This is a genomic window from Anoxybacillus dikiliensis (assembly GCF_050613275.1).
Taxonomy (GTDB): domain Bacteria; phylum Bacillota; class Bacilli; order Bacillales; family Anoxybacillaceae; genus Anoxybacillus.
In genome coordinates this window covers 2,337,501-2,352,761 of record NZ_CP187112.1, presented here as the reverse complement: position 1 = coordinate 2,352,761, position 15,261 = coordinate 2,337,501, and the positions used below count along the sequence as shown (strand labels likewise).

At 40.4% G+C, this 15,261-nt stretch carries 23 protein-coding genes and 1 tRNA gene (1 of these 24 cut by a window edge); 14 read left to right on the top strand and 10 right to left on the bottom strand.

Annotated elements, in window-relative coordinates; genetic code table 11:
- Positions 1-81 precede the first annotated feature (81 nt).
- The 4 genes from ACPF7I_RS12390 to ACPF7I_RS12375 all read left to right on the top strand — a co-directional run bounded on the left by ACPF7I_RS12390 (position 82) and on the right by ACPF7I_RS12375 (position 2,718).
- A complete protein-coding gene (locus ACPF7I_RS12390) occupies positions 82-1,308 on the top strand; it encodes an NAD(P)/FAD-dependent oxidoreductase (RefSeq protein WP_035020625.1) in 1,227 nt (408 codons plus the stop codon).
- A 95-nt stretch (positions 1,309-1,403) separates the two neighbouring features.
- Positions 1,404-1,532 carry a YuiA family protein gene (locus tag ACPF7I_RS12385; protein WP_021093625.1) on the top strand — a complete coding sequence of 43 codons (129 nt, stop codon included), beginning with the start codon at positions 1,404-1,406 and terminating at the stop codon, positions 1,530-1,532.
- A 57-nt stretch (positions 1,533-1,589) separates the two neighbouring features.
- On the top strand, positions 1,590-1,913 hold the full coding sequence (locus ACPF7I_RS12380; RefSeq protein WP_009362225.1) for a YuiB family protein: 324 nt from the start codon (positions 1,590-1,592) through the stop codon (positions 1,911-1,913).
- 97 nt (positions 1,914-2,010) lie between these two features.
- Positions 2,011-2,718, top strand: a complete 708-nt coding sequence (locus ACPF7I_RS12375; RefSeq protein WP_430746092.1) for a 3D domain-containing protein — start codon at positions 2,011-2,013, stop codon at positions 2,716-2,718.
- An 18-nt stretch (positions 2,719-2,736) separates the two neighbouring features.
- Here the strand turns inward: ACPF7I_RS12375 and ACPF7I_RS12370 are convergent, their stop codons facing one another.
- A complete protein-coding gene (locus ACPF7I_RS12370) occupies positions 2,737-3,321 on the bottom strand; it encodes a biotin transporter BioY (protein ID WP_430746093.1) in 585 nt (194 codons plus the stop codon).
- A 111-nt stretch (positions 3,322-3,432) separates the two neighbouring features.
- Here ACPF7I_RS12370 and ACPF7I_RS12365 point away from each other — a divergent pair, with 111 nt between their 5' ends.
- Complete coding sequence (locus ACPF7I_RS12365; protein ID WP_167338105.1) at positions 3,433-3,582, top strand: hypothetical protein; 150 nt, start codon at positions 3,433-3,435, stop codon at positions 3,580-3,582.
- Here ACPF7I_RS12365 and ACPF7I_RS12360 read toward each other — a convergent pair.
- The 3 genes from ACPF7I_RS12360 to ACPF7I_RS12350 all read right to left on the bottom strand — a co-directional run bounded on the left by ACPF7I_RS12360 (position 3,570) and on the right by ACPF7I_RS12350 (position 5,713).
- Positions 3,570-3,866, bottom strand: coding sequence for a hypothetical protein (locus tag ACPF7I_RS12360; RefSeq protein ID WP_430746094.1), 297 nt, complete (start codon positions 3,864-3,866; stop codon positions 3,570-3,572). The two genes, ACPF7I_RS12365 and ACPF7I_RS12360, sit on opposite strands and share 13 nt — an antisense overlap.
- A gap of 69 nt (positions 3,867-3,935) precedes the next feature.
- A complete protein-coding gene (locus tag ACPF7I_RS12355; protein ID WP_430746095.1) occupies positions 3,936-5,261 on the bottom strand; it encodes an ArsB/NhaD family transporter in 1,326 nt (441 codons plus the stop codon).
- A 23-nt stretch (positions 5,262-5,284) separates the two neighbouring features.
- A complete protein-coding gene (locus ACPF7I_RS12350) occupies positions 5,285-5,713 on the bottom strand; it encodes a hypothetical protein (RefSeq protein WP_430746096.1) in 429 nt (142 codons plus the stop codon).
- 111 nt (positions 5,714-5,824) lie between these two features.
- Here ACPF7I_RS12350 and ACPF7I_RS12345 point away from each other — a divergent pair, with 111 nt between their 5' ends.
- The 4 genes from ACPF7I_RS12345 to ACPF7I_RS12330 all read left to right on the top strand — a co-directional run bounded on the left by ACPF7I_RS12345 (position 5,825) and on the right by ACPF7I_RS12330 (position 8,346).
- A complete protein-coding gene (locus ACPF7I_RS12345) occupies positions 5,825-6,022 on the top strand; it encodes a hypothetical protein (RefSeq protein WP_430746097.1) in 198 nt (65 codons plus the stop codon).
- A 66-nt stretch (positions 6,023-6,088) separates the two neighbouring features.
- Entirely contained in the window at positions 6,089-6,589 is a 501-nt protein-coding gene (locus ACPF7I_RS12340; RefSeq protein WP_430746266.1) for a superoxide dismutase family protein, read from the top strand.
- Positions 6,590-6,679: 90 nt separating this feature from the next.
- The gene (locus ACPF7I_RS12335; RefSeq protein WP_009362216.1) at positions 6,680-7,180 is read left to right on the top strand and encodes an Lrp/AsnC family transcriptional regulator; all 501 of its coding nucleotides are present in this window, start codon (positions 6,680-6,682) and stop codon (positions 7,178-7,180) included.
- Entirely contained in the window at positions 7,180-8,346 is a 1,167-nt protein-coding gene (locus tag ACPF7I_RS12330; RefSeq protein ID WP_430746098.1) for an aminotransferase, read from the top strand. The genes ACPF7I_RS12335 and ACPF7I_RS12330 overlap by 1 nt, the downstream gene beginning before the upstream one ends.
- Before the next feature lie 18 nt (positions 8,347-8,364).
- Here the strand turns inward: ACPF7I_RS12330 and ACPF7I_RS12325 are convergent, their stop codons facing one another.
- Positions 8,365-8,730 carry a helix-turn-helix domain-containing protein gene (locus tag ACPF7I_RS12325; RefSeq protein WP_430746099.1) on the bottom strand — a complete coding sequence of 122 codons (366 nt, stop codon included), beginning with the start codon at positions 8,728-8,730 and terminating at the stop codon, positions 8,365-8,367.
- Between the two features lie 130 nt (positions 8,731-8,860).
- Between ACPF7I_RS12325 and ACPF7I_RS12320 the strand changes: the two genes are divergently transcribed.
- On the top strand, positions 8,861-9,205 hold the full coding sequence (locus ACPF7I_RS12320) for a CvfD/Ygs/GSP13 family RNA-binding post-transcriptional regulator (RefSeq protein WP_430746100.1): 345 nt from the start codon (positions 8,861-8,863) through the stop codon (positions 9,203-9,205).
- 9 nt (positions 9,206-9,214) lie between these two features.
- Here ACPF7I_RS12320 and ACPF7I_RS12315 read toward each other — a convergent pair whose 3' ends face one another.
- Positions 9,215-9,448, bottom strand: a complete 234-nt coding sequence (locus tag ACPF7I_RS12315) for a DUF378 domain-containing protein (protein WP_004892293.1) — start codon at positions 9,446-9,448, stop codon at positions 9,215-9,217.
- Positions 9,449-9,578: 130 nt separating this feature from the next.
- On the opposite strand from ACPF7I_RS12315, the gene ACPF7I_RS12310 reads away from it, so the two are divergent.
- The 3 genes from ACPF7I_RS12310 to ACPF7I_RS12300 all read left to right on the top strand — a co-directional run bounded on the left by ACPF7I_RS12310 (position 9,579) and on the right by ACPF7I_RS12300 (position 12,680).
- The gene (locus ACPF7I_RS12310; protein ID WP_430746101.1) at positions 9,579-10,739 is read left to right on the top strand and encodes an iron-containing alcohol dehydrogenase; all 1,161 of its coding nucleotides are present in this window, start codon (positions 9,579-9,581) and stop codon (positions 10,737-10,739) included.
- 110 nt (positions 10,740-10,849) lie between these two features.
- A complete protein-coding gene (locus tag ACPF7I_RS12305) occupies positions 10,850-12,199 on the top strand; it encodes a glucose-6-phosphate isomerase (protein ID WP_430746102.1) in 1,350 nt (449 codons plus the stop codon).
- 76 nt (positions 12,200-12,275) lie between these two features.
- On the top strand, positions 12,276-12,680 hold the full coding sequence (locus ACPF7I_RS12300) for a YugN-like family protein (protein WP_009362210.1): 405 nt from the start codon (positions 12,276-12,278) through the stop codon (positions 12,678-12,680).
- Here the strand turns inward: ACPF7I_RS12300 and ACPF7I_RS12295 are convergent.
- The gene (locus tag ACPF7I_RS12295) at positions 12,669-13,640 is read right to left on the bottom strand and encodes a potassium channel family protein (RefSeq protein ID WP_430746103.1); all 972 of its coding nucleotides are present in this window, start codon (positions 13,638-13,640) and stop codon (positions 12,669-12,671) included. The two genes, ACPF7I_RS12300 and ACPF7I_RS12295, sit on opposite strands and share 12 nt — an antisense overlap.
- Positions 13,641-13,739: 99 nt before the next feature.
- Here ACPF7I_RS12295 and ACPF7I_RS12290 point away from each other — a divergent pair, with 99 nt between their 5' ends.
- Positions 13,740-13,919 (top strand): H-type small acid-soluble spore protein, encoded by a 180-nt coding sequence (locus tag ACPF7I_RS12290; protein WP_021093610.1) that lies wholly within the window; start codon positions 13,740-13,742, stop codon positions 13,917-13,919.
- Positions 13,920-13,953: 34 nt separating this feature from the next.
- Here the strand turns inward: ACPF7I_RS12290 and ACPF7I_RS12285 are convergent.
- The 3 genes from ACPF7I_RS12285 to ACPF7I_RS12275 form a co-directional block, all read right to left on the bottom strand.
- Positions 13,954-14,026 (bottom strand) — tRNA-Ala (locus ACPF7I_RS12285).
- 46 nt (positions 14,027-14,072) lie between these two features.
- On the bottom strand, positions 14,073-14,696 hold the full coding sequence (locus ACPF7I_RS12280; protein WP_430746104.1) for an HD-GYP domain-containing protein: 624 nt from the start codon (positions 14,694-14,696) through the stop codon (positions 14,073-14,075).
- A gap of 73 nt (positions 14,697-14,769) precedes the next feature.
- A protein-coding gene (locus tag ACPF7I_RS12275) for an MgtC/SapB family protein (protein ID WP_430746105.1) crosses the window boundary here: on the bottom strand, positions 14,770-15,261 show its 3' portion. Its footprint extends 186 nt past the window's final position; 492 of the gene's 678 nt are visible here — the last part of the coding sequence; its start codon lies off the right edge, out of view; it ends in the stop codon at positions 14,770-14,772.

The window sequence follows — 15,261 nt, the reverse complement described above, 5'->3', positions numbered from 1 at the left end:
CGTGAATAAATTCACAAACTTTTTAAACGATAAAAATCGTTCAACAAGCACAAGCTAAAAAAAAAATAAGAAAAGGTGGAAGTGATTCGCTTGAAAAAGCCAAATGTTGTTGTATTAGGTGCAGGTTATGGTGGATTAATGACAGTGACGCGTTTACAAAAGATGATTGGCGTCAATGAGGCAAGCATTACGCTTGTCAACAAACATGATTACCATTATGAATCAACATGGTTGCATGAAGCAGCTGCAGGAACGTTGCACCACGAGCGCGTTCGCTATGCGATTGCAGATGTCATCGATCAAAGTAAAGTAAAATTTATTCAAGATACGGTTGAAAAAATCAACCTCGAACAAAAACAAGTGTTGCTTCAAAATCATGAGCCGTTAACGTATGATTATTTAGTTGTTGCTCTTGGATTTGAATCTGAAACGTTTGGCATTAAAGGCTTAAAGGAATATGCTTTCTCGATTGCAAACGTCAACGCTGCACGTCAAATTCGCGAGCATATTGAATACCAATTTGCGACATATAGCACAGAAGAAGAAAAACGTGATGAGCGTTTGACGATTGTCGTTGGTGGCGCGGGATTTACAGGTATCGAGTTTTTAGGTGAGCTTGTAAACCGCGTGCCAGAACTTTGTCGTGAATATGACGTTGATCCAAATAAAGTGCGCATCATCTGTGTAGAGGCAGCGCCTACAGTTCTGCCTGGTTTTGACCCAGAACTTGTTGAATATGCGGTAAATGTTCTTGAGAAAAAAGGTGTTGAATTTAAAATTGGTACAGCGATTAAAGAATGTACACCAGAAGGCATTATCGTTAGCAAAGACGATCAAGTAGAAGAAATTAAAGCGGGAACAGTTGTATGGGCGGCTGGAGTACGCGGAAGTCGCGTCATTGATGAATCAGGATTTGAAGCGATGCGCGGTCGTGTGAAAGTCGATCCGTTCTTACGTGCCCCAGGACATGAAGATGTGTTTGTTGTTGGAGACTGTGCGTTAATTATTAACGAAGAAACAAACCGTCCATATCCGCCAACAGCGCAAATTGCAATGCAACAAGGGGAAGTTTGTGCGAAAAACTTAGCTGTATTAATTCGTGGTCAAGGGGAATTACAACCGTTTAAACCGGACCTAAAAGGAACAGTATGTTCGCTTGGACACGATGATGCGATCGGTGTCGTATTTGGCAAGAAAATTTGGGGGGCAAAAGCAAGTGTCATGAAAAAAGTAATTGACAACCGTGCCCTTTACTTAATTGGTGGTCCAACACTTGTTGCGAAAAAAGGAAAATTCAAGCTATTATAAAAACGAGCGAAGCGACTTTTCGCTCGTTTTTTCTTTACAAATGATATATTTTTATGTATAATTATCTGAAAATTAAGAAAAAAGGGGAGAGGGTTATGAATAAAACAACGTGCCAATATTGTGCGGGAAACGGTTATGTTCATGTTGCGGTCGGGGGATCGGAAACATGTCACTATTGTGAAGGAACAGGAGTAGAAAAAGATGAAATGGCAATGAAGCAATAATTGACTCATGTTTTCGCTTTCAGTACACTTAAAATGGTGTATTGGAGGTGAAAACGTATGGAAATGAGCATTCCTGTTTTATTTATTTCTATTTTATTGTTTTTTGTTTTATTTTTTGGTATTGGTTTTTTATTAAATATGATTTTACGAACGACGTGGACGATGGCGATATTAAGCCCGTTCGTTTTATTATTGTGGATTGATCAAATTTCTATAATGGACTATGTGACAAATCCATCCGCTTCCTTTGCTCACGTGAAAGAGCGAATAGGGTCGTTAGCGAGTGCCGATTTAATCATTTTAAGTAGCGGCATTGTAGGCGCAATCGTTTCAGGTATTGTCATTCAAACATTGCGTAAAAAAGGATATCGGATGTTTTAAACCTTCACGATCGTGGAGGTTTTTTTATTTCTCTTGCGGTGGATGTATATTTTTTTAGAATGTTGGAAAGAAATACAACCGTGGGAGGAGTGAATAAATGAGTATAAAATGGTTAAGACGAACGACCATGGTTGTATTGTTTCTATGCGCGTTCGTGACGACATTTCAATCGATATCAGGCGTTGAAGCGAAGATGCTATCGGATTGGTTTTCACCTTCACGTTTTTCTTTTTTCTCGTTCAAGTCGTTGTTTTCAACAAATACGTATGAGTATGTAGCAGATCGTTTTCGTAAAACTGAAAAGCAAATGACACAACTATCATCCCAACAAACAACAAACGAATCGTTGACGTTAGAAGAAGCTTTCGATTGGTCACAATACCCGTCCGTCACTGTTGTAGCAACAGGATATACGGCTGGAGTGGAATCAACAGGGAAAACGCCTGATCATCCGAGCTATGGGATCACATATTCAGGCGTGCGTGTGAAACGTGATTTGTACTCCACGATCGCAGCAGACTTAAACATTTTCCCAATTGGAACGATTTTATTTATTCCGGGATACGGATATGGTGTTGTCGCAGATACAGGATCAGCGATTAAAGGCCATAAAATTGATTTATATTACGAAACAGTAGATGATGTATATAAACATTGGGGAAAGAAAAAAGTGAGCGTATATGTCGTCAAACGCGGAGATGGAACATTATCTGAGCAAGAGATGATTGCACTGAATGAAAATGAATCGATGCAAGTGTTTCGGCAACAATATATAAAGAAAGAGGAAAAGGAAGTTGGTCTATAGCCGAACTTCCTTTTCTTGTTATGCGACGTATTTGTTATATGTTTGATGCTGGTTTAATGCTTTATAAATGCGTGGTGCAATGATGCCGGCAACGATCGATAAGATGATATCTTTTGGAAGCGGAACGAGCATCCAGCTCCATGCCATCGTATACGAAAACCCTTCTGGCGCTTCAGCCCATAATTTGAACGCGACATACATCCAATTCGTGCCGACAACGTAGTTAATGATCATGCCGATGATAGTTGCTGTGATAAAGTGTGCTACGGAACGATTTGCACTTTTTTCAATAAGTAGACCAGTGACGTATGCTGCAAGAATAAAAGAAAGAATAAAGCCAAACGTTGGGGCAACGATCGTTGAAAACCCTCCGCTAAAACGAGCGAAAACGGGTGCACCAAACAGTCCGATGAGCATATATACAGTCATTGCGATCGCACCGCGTTTTGCCCCGAGAATAGCTCCAGCTAATACGCAAAAAAAGGTTTGTAGCGTAATGGGAACTCCACCAATAACAAGGAAAGGAGCCCACGATGTAATGTTTGCTCCGATCGCCATTAACGCTGCAAACATGGCGATAAACGTTAAATCTCTCGCTCGCATTTGTTAACCTCCTTTTTTTATTTGTTAACGAAATGGTATATGATAAAACAAAAAATGTCAATACATAAGTGCAACGTACTTGTGCAACATAACAATACGGAGGGGATGACAATGAGGGAAGAGGAACAATTGCTTCGCGCAAATCGATTAGGTGCAAAAGAAGACATCATTCATGTAAGTGAAACGGATGATGGGCATGATTTGCGCGATGCAGCCTATATAGGTGAAAAGCAGATGGCGGCACCGAATTATCGCCAGTAGAGAAAGAAGGTGAGTTGGCAACAAGGCGACTCGCCTTTTTTTGGTGAAAGTGTAATATGGATCGTATTTGGATTAAAAGAGATTTTCATTTCCGATTCAATGCCGATGGATTGAAGTTGCTTTTGTACTTCTTCTTGTTTTGATTGTTGAGCTTTTTCCATTAATTGCTTCGCAAAAATAGGATCGTTTGCGATTTTTGTCGAAATAGTCGTTGCATCTTTCAATAGTTTTTGTATCGCCTTTGATGATTGTGTAAATTGTGTAATATCAACGTTTGGATACATTGTTCTCCCTCCTTGGAAGCAGTATATGACGAAAAGAAAAAAACGCTCAAAGGCGAACCTTGAGCGTTTTTATAAGTAACGAATGAAAATATACGCGTGTGAAATAAGCAAGGAAATGAGCGTAAGCGGTGCTCCGATTTTTAGAAAATCAAAGTAGCTAAACCCATGACCTTCACGTGAAGCAATCCCTGCAACGATGACGTTTGCAGATGCTCCAATTAACGTTCCGTTTCCACCTAAACAAGCGCCAAGCGCTAACGACCACCATAACACATCAATTTGTGCTGAGTCCGGAGATAATCCCATGCCGACAGCCATATCTTGAATGAGTGGAATCATCGTCGCAACGAACGGAATGTTGTCAATGGTTGCTGATGCAATTCCAGATACCCAAAGAATTAAGTAAGATGCGAAATGAATATCGCCCCCTGTGATTTCCAATGCTTTCTCGGCCAAACTTTTAATAAGCCCGATATCGACGAGGCCGCCAACAAGGGTAAACAATCCAGCAAAAAAGAAAATGGTTGTCCACTCCACAGAAGCGAATACTTCTTCTAAGTCGTGTTCTTTTACGCCGATCATCATTAAAATGACAGCCCCTGTCATTGCGATGACTGCTGCATCGACGTGAATCACTGAATGGAGCATAAACCCTAAAATTGTTAATCCAAGCACAGAAACGGATTTTTTCAATAGTACAGCATCTTTAATGTATTGTTTTTCATCGAGTTTCATGAGCCGTTCGATAAGCGCAGCATTTGCTTGAAGACGTTTGCGATAAAACACGTACAAAATAGCAATAACAACAGCCATGATAACGAGAACAACAGGACCCAAATTAAATAGAAAGTCGTTAAACGTTAAATGTTTATTGGCAGAGCCGATCATAATGTTTGGTGGGTCTCCGATTAACGTCGCCGTTCCGCCAATGTTTGAGAAAAGTACTTCAGAAATTAAAAATGGAACAGGCTCTACTTCTAACATACGTGTAATGGAAAATGTAACCGGAACAATTAACAGAACGGTTGTTACATTGTCTAAAAAGGCGGAAAGAACAGCTGTCAGCAAAGATAAAATGACTAAAATGTTAATTGGGCTTCCTTTCGCCATTTTTGCAGCTTTGACCGCAACATATTGGAAAAAGCCTGATTTACTCGTAATGCTAACAAGAATCATCATTCCGATTAAAAGCGTAATCGTCCCCCACTCGATATGATGAGTATACGCTTGATGTAAATCAACGATGCCGAAAATGATCATAAAAGCGGCACCTAATAAAGCGATGACAGCGCGATTCACTTTTTCTGAGATGATGATGGCGTATGTAATTAAAAAGATTGCAATGGCCGCATAATATTGAAAATTGCTCACTTCATGAGTGATTGCCTCATGCACGATCTTTCATTCCTTTCTATATTTCAGTTTTTTAGTGGCTGAAAGCAGCTTGGACACTTTAAATGCGCCGTGTCAGCGTTTACATTGCGAATATAAAAAGAAAATCCGCAGTTAGCGCATTCGATTTGTGATAAGCGGTCGATAAACAATTTTGTGGATGGCGATCCTTGCTTTGTTGTATCAATGACTTCCACATGTACATGTTCACGGGAATCGTCTTCTGCAAGCACTTGTCCTTCTGTTTCTTCTTTGACGCGCCAACCATGGTCTAAAATATGTTGCTCTAGTTGGCTATGAGAAGAGTTTGCTAACATATCTTCAGCTAATGACATCAACTGTTCATTTGTCAAAGATTCAAATGGAATTTTTTGTTTTTGATCGTTCCAATACCCCCTTAACTGCGCTTCTGTAAATACGAATGTGATGACTTTGTGGATCACGACGTTTTTCAAGCGAATACGCCTCCTTTTTTGTTTACGAATCCAATTATATTCCTTTTTGCGAAGCGATACAATTGTCTTTATGATATAATGAGTGAGAAGATATATGGAGAGGTTGATTGCATGACTGACATTATATTTGGATTGTTTTTATACTTCCCAGAAGATAAAACAGAGTACATTCCTGCTGCCATTTCGTTTACCGCATTTTTTATTGCAGCAGTGTTGACGATGCGATTGATTATAAAAATTTCAAAACGTCAAGAAGAAAAAGCGAAGCAATTGGAAGAACAGTTGAAAAAACAACAAGTAAACGACTAAATGGACAAAAAAGGGGGCATAATAAGCTGTAAATATGTAGTTGGAGGGCTTATTGTGCGTCAAATAATGATATGTGTCGTCTTATTGCTTGTGAGCGGATGTATGGAAGAGAAAGTGAAAAACGTCGATGTCAATATGATTAATGAAGATGGTGATTCGGTTGGAACGATTAAAATATCGCAGCAACCTGAAGGGGTGAAACTCGACATTGATTTAAAAGGACTGCCTCCAGGAGAACACGCGATCCATATTCATGACAAAGGAACATGTGAACCACCTACATTTCAATCAGCTGGGGAACATTTCAATCCGGAAGGAAAAGAGCACGGTCTCCTTCATCCGGAAGGAGCGCATGCAGGCGATTTACCGAATTTAATTGTGAAAGAAGATGGAACGGTGAAAGTACAATTGATGGCTCGAAATGTCAATTTGTCAGAAGAGAAAAACGGCTTATTCACCAAAAACGGAACATCGATTGTCATCCACGAAAGAAAAGATGATGGGATGTCTCAGCCAGCGGGAAATGCAGGCAAGCGAATCGCATGCGGTGTGATAAAAAAACCGTAGTTGCAAGCGATGTTGTCTTGCTCATTTTTTTGAAAAAAGACGTGCATTTTTTTCTAAATTGTGTGAAAATTTATGTCAGGGGGGATTTTCATGAAACTAACTGAAAAAGAAATTGAAATTGTTGAATTGTTAGAAAAAAACGCGCGTCTGCCGATTGATACAATGGCGAAAATGGTTTCTCTCTCCGTTTCAGAAGTAGAGGATATAATAAAAAAATTAGAAGAAGCGAAAGTGATTGTACAGTATGCGACGATCGTGGACTGGCGGAAAGTAGATGGCCATGAAGGCGTGACGGCGATGATCGATGTAAAAGTGACACCGAAGCGTGGCGTTGGATTTGACGAGGTAGCTGAACGTATTTATCGCTTTCCGGAAGTTAAGTCTGTTTATTTGATGTCCGGTGCCTATGATTTATCTGTCGTCATTGAAGGACGTTCCATGTCTGAAATTGCCCATTTTGTTTCTGAGAAATTATCGACGCTCGATTCCGTCATTTCAACGACAACTCATTTTATTTTAAAGAAATATAAGCATGACGGCACCGTGTTTGAGCAAGGTGATCAAGATCGAAGAATCGTGGTGGCTCCGTGATGCAGAAGACGAAAACGTACGTATCTGACACCGTATCACGCTTAAAACCGTCCGGTATTCGCCGCTTTTTTGATTTAGCGGCAAGTATGGAAGGGGTCATTTCACTTGGGGTGGGCGAGCCGGATTTTATTACCCCTTGGAGTGTGCGGGAAGCTTGCATTTTATCATTAGAACAAGGATATACGTCATATACAGCGAACGCAGGTTTATGGGAGTTAAGAAAAGAAATTAGCGACTATGTAGCGCGGCGTTTTCACGTGTTATATGATCCAGCTGATGAAATAATTGTGACGGTTGGGGCAAGTCAGGCGCTCGATGTGTCGCTTAGAGCTGTTTTAAATCCAGGTGATGAAGTCATTGTTGTTGAGCCGAGCTTTGTTTCATACGCACCGCTTGTTTTATTAGCTGGGGGTGTGCCAATTCCGATCCAAACGAGTGGGAAACATCAATTCAAATTGCAGCCAGAGCAGATTGAACAGGTTGTCACACCGAAAACAAAAGCATTAATCATTTGTTCCCCAAATAACCCAACGGGAACGGTGCTGAACGCAGAAGAACTTGCGCAAATTGCTCGCATTGTAGAAAAGCATGATTTGCTTGTCATTTCAGATGAAATTTATGCGGAGTTATGCTATGACGGACAATATACAAGTTTTCCTGCGATCGCTCATATGCGAGAACGAACCATTTTAATTAACGGTTTTTCAAAAGGGTTTGCGATGACAGGATGGCGCCTTGGATTTATTGCTGCACCGAGAGAATTAGCTACCGCGATGTTAAAAATTCATCAATACACGATGATGTGCGCACCGACGATGGCGCAATATGCTGCTATTGAAGCGTTGAGAAATGGAGCAGATGATGTCGAACAGATGAAAAAAAGTTACCGACAACGGCGCAACTTTTTTGTTCAGTCATTAAATGAACTCGGCCTTTCATGTCATATGCCAGGTGGGGCGTTTTATGCATTTCCATCCATTCAATCCACAGGCATGACGTCAGAACAGTTTGCGGAGCGATTATTGTTAGAGGAAAAAGTAGCTGTCGTTCCGGGCAACGTGTTTGGAGCAAGCGGAGAAGGGTATATTCGCTGTTCATACGCCTCATCACTAGAACAATTACAAGAGGCGATCCGACGCATGAAGCGATTTGTTGAACGACTGTAAAAGAAAGCTGACGTATTGTCAGCTTTCTTTGTTGTATTTCAGTTCATATAACATTTGCATGACGCGTAAAAAATCTTCTTCGCTAAACTCTTTTGCTTTTCGCAAAATAAGTTTTGCGCGCTTAATGCCAATGTCTTTAATTAAATATTCGATTTCTGGATCGAGACTAGATGAATTCGATAAGTCAGCACGCTCTAATAATTCAGATGCAGGGACATCGAGAGCAGTGCAAAGTTTTAAAATAGTTGGTGTGTCAGGGACTTGTTCCCCAGATTCGTATTTTTGAATGGTCGCTACCCCTACCCGAACTTTCATGGCCAACTCTTGTTGCGACATATTTCGCTGTTCTCGGTACATGCGAATATTTTCGCCGATTGTACTCATTTATTCTCCCACCTCTCCAAAATTCGTTTACATATTTATCATACCATGTTCCTATTTATTCACGTGCACAAAATTAACACTTTTTAAGTGAATTATGTTACAATTTTTCAAAAAACGAGGAGTGTTTCATTTGGAGTGGAAGGAAGGTGCGATTGTTACGGGTGTTGTGACGGGAATACAGCCATATGGGATATTTGTATCGCTTGACGAGCGAACTCAAGGACTCATTCATATTTCAGAAATTACAGATGGCTACGTAAAAAATATTTATGATTACGTGGATGTGGGGGAGTCTGTTCGGGTAAAAATTATCGCGATCGATGAAAAAACAAAGCGAATTAGCTTATCGTTGCGTGATGTTGATTGTGACACAACAAATATTGAGACTCCTTTAGGATTTCAACCGTTAAAAATGCAACTAGAAAAATGGATTGCGGAAGCGAAAAAAACATACAACTCACCGAGTGATCGGTGAGTTGTATGTTTATGTTCTCGACATTTTTGGTTCTGTACGTCCGAGTTCCTCCGTTGGTTTAAACAGTAATACGAGGTTAATGAGCCCCGCAATTCCAACGAGAGCGTAGACAATGCGTGCAAACGCCGATGCTTGACCACCGAAAATGGCTGCTACAAGATCGAAGCGGAAAAAGCCAATGAGCCCCCAGTTCAACGCTCCAATAACAGTAAGCAATAGTGCAATTCGTTGTAACGTACTCATGTTCATCCTCCTTTAAAATATCGTATTCACTTATAGAATGAATCATTTTGTGAGAAGTATGCATAAAAAAATGCAAGTTTCTTTACTTCTTTGTTTCTTTTGGAAATAATGAAAGGAAGGAGGGATAAACATGGAAAATTTTATTTTTCATAATCCAACGAAATTAATTTTCGGTAGAGGACAAATTGAACATTTGAAAAAGGAACTTCATTCGTATGAGCACATTTTAATCGTATATGGCGGAGGAAGCATTAAGAAAAACGGCGTATATGATGATGTCGTATCTATTTTGCGTTCAGCGAATAAGTCTTGGTCCGAGCTAGCGGGTGTCGAACCAAATCCTCGTTTATCTACTGTTCAAAAAGGAATACACATTTGCCGTGAAGAGAAAGTCGATTTTATTTTAGCAGTAGGCGGAGGTAGTGTCATCGATTGTGCCAAAGCCATTGCAGCAGGTGCATTATATGATGGAGATGCATGGGATTTTATTTCGCGAAAGGCGACGGTTGAGCGAGCGCTGCCAATTGGAACAGTATTAACGCTGGCTGCGACAGGATCGGAAATGAATGCAAATTCCGTTATTACAAATTGGGAAACGAAGGAGAAATACGGATGGAGTAGCCCAGCTGTTTTCCCTCAATTTTCGATTTTAGATCCTGTTTATACAAAAACTGTTCCGAAAGATCATACAGTGTATGGCATCGTTGACATCATGTCGCACGTATTAGAACAATATTTTCACCATGCGCCAAATACGCCATTACAAGATCGAATGTGCGAAGCTATTTTACGAACAGTCATTGAAACCGCACCAAAACTCATAGAAGATTTACAAAATGTTGATCATCGTGAAACGATTTTATATTGTGGAACAATGGCTTTAAATGGAATGTTACGCATGGGGCTACGCGGTGATTGGGCGACACATAATATTGAGCATGCTGTATCAGCAGTGCATGATATTCCACACGCGGGTGGGCTAGCTATTTTATTCCCGAACTGGATGAAGCACGTGCTTGAGGAACATATCGATCGGTTTAAGCAGCTAGCTGTTCGAGTATTTAACGTTTATCCAGAAGGCAAAGGAGATCGGGAAATCGCGTTAGAAGGAATTGAAAAACTTCGGGCGTTTTGGAATAGCATAGGTGCCCCTTCTCGATTAGCAGATTATCATATCGGTGAAGAATCGTTGCCAATAATAGTAGAAAAAGCGATGGCGTTCGGCCCGTTTGGTAATTTTAAAAAGTTACATCATCATGATGTCATGGCGATTTTACAAGCCTCATTGTAAAGTGCGAAAAATGTCATAATGAATCCGTTTACATTGTTTTCGTGAACTTGATTCTCGATGTTTATTTCGCTAAAGTGAAAGAGGATACAATCATTGAGGAGGAAACGTACATGACGCATATTCAGTTTGATTATTCAAAAGCGTTATCGTTTTTTGGTGAACATGAGTTAACGTATTTGCGTGACGCAGTGAAAGTGGCGCATCACGCTCTTCATGAAAAAACAGGCCAAGGCAACGACTTTTTAGGATGGATTGACCTTCCTGTTGCGTATGATCGCGAAGAGTTTGCTCGCATTCAACAAGCAGCGAAAAAAATTCAAGAAGACTCTGATGTTTTGTTGGTTATTGGAATTGGTGGCTCTTATTTAGGTGCTCGCGCGGCAATCGAAATGTTGCAACATTCATTTTATAATGCCCTTCCGGCAGAAAAGCGGAAAACGCCGCAAATTATTTTTGTCGGCAACAACATTAGTTCTACATATATGCGCGATGTTATGGATTTACTTGAAGGAAAAGATTTTTCAATTAACGTCATTTCGAAATCAGGAACGACGACAGAGCCAGCCATTGCATTCCGTATTTTCCGTAAGCTTCTCGAAGAAAAATATGGAAAAGAAGAAGCACGCAAGCGCATTTATGCGACAACTGACCGCGCACGCGGAGCATTAAAGACGTTAGCGACGGAAGAAGGATATGAGACGTTCGTTATTCCAGATGATGTTGGAGGGCGTTACTCTGTTTTAACAGCGGTCGGTTTATTGCCAATTGCCGTAAGCGGAGCGAATATTGAAGCAATGATGAAAGGGGCTGCCCAAGCTCGCGAAGATTTCAGCAAATCGGAACTAGAAGAAAACATTGCTTACCAATACGCTGCGGTGCGAAATGTGCTGTACAATAAAGGGAAAACAATCGAAATGCTCATTAACTATGAACCGGCATTGCAATATTTTGCGGAATGGTGGAAACAATTATTTGGTGAAAGTGAAGGGAAAGATCAGAAAGGGATTTTCCCAGCTTCAGCGAACTTTTCAACTGACCTTCACTCTTTAGGGCAGTATGTGCAAGAAGGTCGTCGCGACTTGTTTGAAACTGTATTAAAAGTAGAAACGCCGCGCCATGAGTTGACGATTGAGGCAGAAGATAACGACTTAGATGGACTAAACTATTTAGCAGGAAAAACAGTTGATTTTGTTAACACAAAAGCGTTTGAAGGAACGTTGTTAGCACATACAGATGGTGGTGTACCAAACTTAGTCGTCACATTGCCACGATTAGATGAATATACATTTGGTTATCTCGTTTACTTCTTTGAAAAAGCGTGTGCGATGAGCGGATATTTGCTTGGGGTCAATCCGTTTGATCAGCCGGGTGTAGAAGCATATAAAGTGAACATGTTTGCTCTTCTCGGTAAGCCTGGATACGAAGAGAAAAAGGCTGAGCTTGAAAAACGGTTGAAATAATGAAAAAGAGCTTTTCCTGGATGCAGGGAAAGCTCTTTTTTTGGGCATCATAACACACAGAGGAGGAGTGATCGATATGATTGAAATTCCATCTGCATTAGAAGGAAAAACGTTTTTATTAAATGTGTTAGAACAAGAATTAAAGCCACTCGGCTATGTGATCGGTGGAAATTGGGATTATGACCATGGTTCGTTTGACTATAAAATGGCGGATGATGTTGGGTACCAATTTTTACGCCTTCCATTCGTCGCGATAGATGGACAACTTGATTCGTATGGGGCAACGGTTGAATTAAAGCGCCCATACGTCTTATGCCACAAATATCAGCGTGGCTTAGATGACAATGTGCATATTGGGAATATAAACGCATCATTTAACCAATTTTCTGAGCCGGAAGATCCCGATGCAACGGTACCTGATCAATATGTAGCGATGGCAAAAACGCTCGTCAAAGATTTGGAAGAACGGTTATTGCGCTAATACGATAAGCTCATCTGTCGACTGAATGATCGTATGTGACGGTGGATTAATTGCGATGTGTTGATTGTTTGCAACACCGATAAGCAATACATCTTCTTTTTTTAATTCCGTGAGCATTGACGCAAAAGACATCCCGATCCATTCATCGCGCACAGCTAGCCGTTTGATCGGGTGTTTTTTAAATTGCTCGACGTCGTTTAACATGTTCGGGGATGAAAGGCAATTGGCCATTAAAAAGCTGATCCATTTATTTGTTTCAATCGTTTCATCTGCCCCTGCTCGTTTTGCGTTGTCCACTTGAGTAGTTGTTAATATTTCTACAACAGTATACACAGATGGATGAAGCGCTTTCACTGTTAAAAGGGTGACGATGGATGCTAAATCAGCCTCCGTTTCGTTTTTATGTTGGTTGGCAGTAATAATGACGATCCGGGCTTCAAACACGTTTGCTTTTTTCCACACATCGTCATGAGTCGGATTTCCTTTAATGAAATGGACGTGTTTCGGAACATCCCAACGTTTTAGTGTCTCATCGATCACGAGACATGGAATGTTGGACGGCATGAGAGCAAGTAGCTGACGAATGCGTTCATTCCACCCGACTAAGATGACATGTTCCCCTTTTGTATAAGGGAGTTCACCAGTTGATAAAGCGTTTTCTTTTGAAATTGCTTTTGTAGATAGTGTGACAAAATAAGCTGAGACAAAAGCTGTACCAAGCAAAATAAGAGTGATCGCGACAAGTTTACCACCTAATGTTGTCGGTACGAGGTCGCCATAACCAATTGTTGTTGTTGTAATTAACGCCCACCATATGCCATCGAATGCTGTTAAAAATGTTTTTGGCTCAACGATATGAATGATCATCCCAAATAAACAGATGATTGTTGTAATGGTTAATATAATTCGTATAAGTGGAGAAAGTCGCCAATATGAAGCGAGAAATTCATACCATCTCATCTATTTTCCCTCCCGTTTTATCATTGTAGACGAGATGGTGTCATTTCTTACATATTTTTTCTTTAAAAACAAATGATATAAACGAAAGGAGGGACGCTGATGGATATGCATCGCGTAAAACAAATTGTTTCTTCACCAGATGATATTCGGGTATGTTATCACGGTCAATCCGTTTGGATTGATGGGTACGATGAAACAAATCGAACAGCTACCGTACATATGCGTGGGCGGGAACATGAACGTCACATCGTTCCGGTGGAAGAACTAACAGAAGAGTAAAAGAAAAACCCTTGCTATGCAAGGGTTTTTTCGATGGAGCATACCGGGATCGAACCGGTGACCTTCGCGCTGCCAGCACGACGCTCTCCCAGCTGAGCTAATGCCCCTTTTCGTTTATATTGTAAAAACATTTTGTTTTTTCGTCAATCGATATTAAGAAATCATGGGGATTGCTTGCATAATTGTTTCGCTATTTTGTTCAATTGGAATCTCAGTATTTTCCATCCACTCTAAAAAGGAAGATGTTAATTGTGGATCGAATTGTTTCCCCGCTCCTCTTTTGATTTCTTCATAAGCTTCTTCCCATGTAAGTGACGCGCGATATGGCCGAATGCCTGTCATTGCTTCAAGTGAATCAGCTAACGCCACGAGACGAGCGAGAAAAGGGATGTCCTCTCCTTTTTGGTTGTATGGATATCCTTTGCCATCCCAACGTTCATGGTGGTATAAAACGATATGAGAAATTTCAGATGAAACATGGTAATATTGTAATATTTGTACACCAAATAGTGGATGTTTTTTTATTTGAGCAAATTCTTCTTCTGATAGTTTCCCTCTTTTTGTTAAAATATGAACAGGGATGTGTAATTTCCCAATATCGTGAATGAGCGCTCCAAATTGAAGCTCTCGCTTTTCTTCATCAGGGAGTTTCAAAAACGAAGCAAAAGATAAAGCGATTTTCGTTACTCGATATGAATGAAGGAAAGTTAGCTCGTCCTTTTTTGAGAGCTGGCGCATAAGGAAACAAAGTTCCATGTTTTTTATAATAGAGGACATGTCGTTCCCCACCTTTTTGTTTTGAAGGAAATTTTCATCATATATGCTAATATAAATGAGAATGATTTTCAAGTTAAACATTTTCGATATCGACGCCACGAATAGAAGGAATTTGATGAATAAACTCGTATACGTCTGTTGTTGCGCGTTTTTGATCGACAGATACTTTTAATTCAACGAAGTGATTTCCGTTATCTAAGTCTTTTATGCGCACCGTTTTAATGCGAATATTTTTTTGTTTAATCGTATTAATGACTTCAGAAATTTTTGTTGCATCTAGCACGGTGAGTTTCACAGAAAGTTCTTTTTCTCTTAGTTGTTTCGGACCAAAAATCGTTGTTATAAGCGGAATAAGCTCGACGCTAGCGATAAGGAAGATGACGCACAATATCGCTTCGATATAAAAGTTTGCCCCCACAGCGATTCCGACACCTGCTGCTCCCCAAATGAGCGCGGCAGTTGTTAAACCAGAAATGCTATCGTTTCCGCGGCGAAGAATAACACCTGCACCGAGAAAGCCGATACCTGATACAATTTGAGCAGCGAGGCGAAGTGGATCCATATT

Excerpts from the sequence above, each read along its gene's own strand:
- ACPF7I_RS12365 (WP_167338105.1), top strand. The coding sequence starts at position 3,433 with ATGAGGGAAGAGGAACAATTGCTTCGCGCAAATCGATTAGGTGCAAAA.
- ACPF7I_RS12340 (WP_430746266.1), top strand. The coding sequence starts at position 6,089 with ATGATATGTGTCGTCTTATTGCTTGTGAGCGGATGTATGGAAGAGAAA.
- ACPF7I_RS12325 (WP_430746099.1), bottom strand. The coding sequence starts at position 8,730 with ATGAGTACAATCGGCGAAAATATTCGCATGTACCGAGAACAGCGAAAT.
- ACPF7I_RS12375 (WP_430746092.1), top strand. The coding sequence starts at position 2,011 with ATGAGTATAAAATGGTTAAGACGAACGACCATGGTTGTATTGTTTCTA.
- ACPF7I_RS12295 (WP_430746103.1), bottom strand. The coding sequence starts at position 13,640 with ATGAGATGGTATGAATTTCTCGCTTCATATTGGCGACTTTCTCCACTT.
- ACPF7I_RS12330 (WP_430746098.1), top strand. The coding sequence starts at position 7,180 with ATGCAGAAGACGAAAACGTACGTATCTGACACCGTATCACGCTTAAAA.
- ACPF7I_RS12315 (WP_004892293.1), bottom strand. The coding sequence starts at position 9,448 with ATGAGTACGTTACAACGAATTGCACTATTGCTTACTGTTATTGGAGCG.
- ACPF7I_RS12380 (WP_009362225.1), top strand. The coding sequence starts at position 1,590 with ATGGAAATGAGCATTCCTGTTTTATTTATTTCTATTTTATTGTTTTTT.
- ACPF7I_RS12290 (WP_021093610.1), top strand. The coding sequence starts at position 13,740 with ATGGATATGCATCGCGTAAAACAAATTGTTTCTTCACCAGATGATATT.
- ACPF7I_RS12310 (WP_430746101.1), top strand. The coding sequence starts at position 9,579 with ATGGAAAATTTTATTTTTCATAATCCAACGAAATTAATTTTCGGTAGA.
- ACPF7I_RS12300 (WP_009362210.1), top strand. The coding sequence starts at position 12,276 with ATGATTGAAATTCCATCTGCATTAGAAGGAAAAACGTTTTTATTAAAT.
- ACPF7I_RS12370 (WP_430746093.1), bottom strand. The coding sequence starts at position 3,321 with ATGCGAGCGAGAGATTTAACGTTTATCGCCATGTTTGCAGCGTTAATG.
- ACPF7I_RS12385 (WP_021093625.1), top strand. The coding sequence starts at position 1,404 with ATGAATAAAACAACGTGCCAATATTGTGCGGGAAACGGTTATGTTCAT.
- ACPF7I_RS12345 (WP_430746097.1), top strand. The coding sequence starts at position 5,825 with ATGACTGACATTATATTTGGATTGTTTTTATACTTCCCAGAAGATAAA.
- ACPF7I_RS12280 (WP_430746104.1), bottom strand. The coding sequence starts at position 14,696 with ATGTCCTCTATTATAAAAAACATGGAACTTTGTTTCCTTATGCGCCAG.
- ACPF7I_RS12305 (WP_430746102.1), top strand. The coding sequence starts at position 10,850 with ATGACGCATATTCAGTTTGATTATTCAAAAGCGTTATCGTTTTTTGGT.
- ACPF7I_RS12335 (WP_009362216.1), top strand. The coding sequence starts at position 6,680 with ATGAAACTAACTGAAAAAGAAATTGAAATTGTTGAATTGTTAGAAAAA.
- ACPF7I_RS12360 (WP_430746094.1), bottom strand. The coding sequence starts at position 3,866 with ATGTATCCAAACGTTGATATTACACAATTTACACAATCATCAAAGGCG.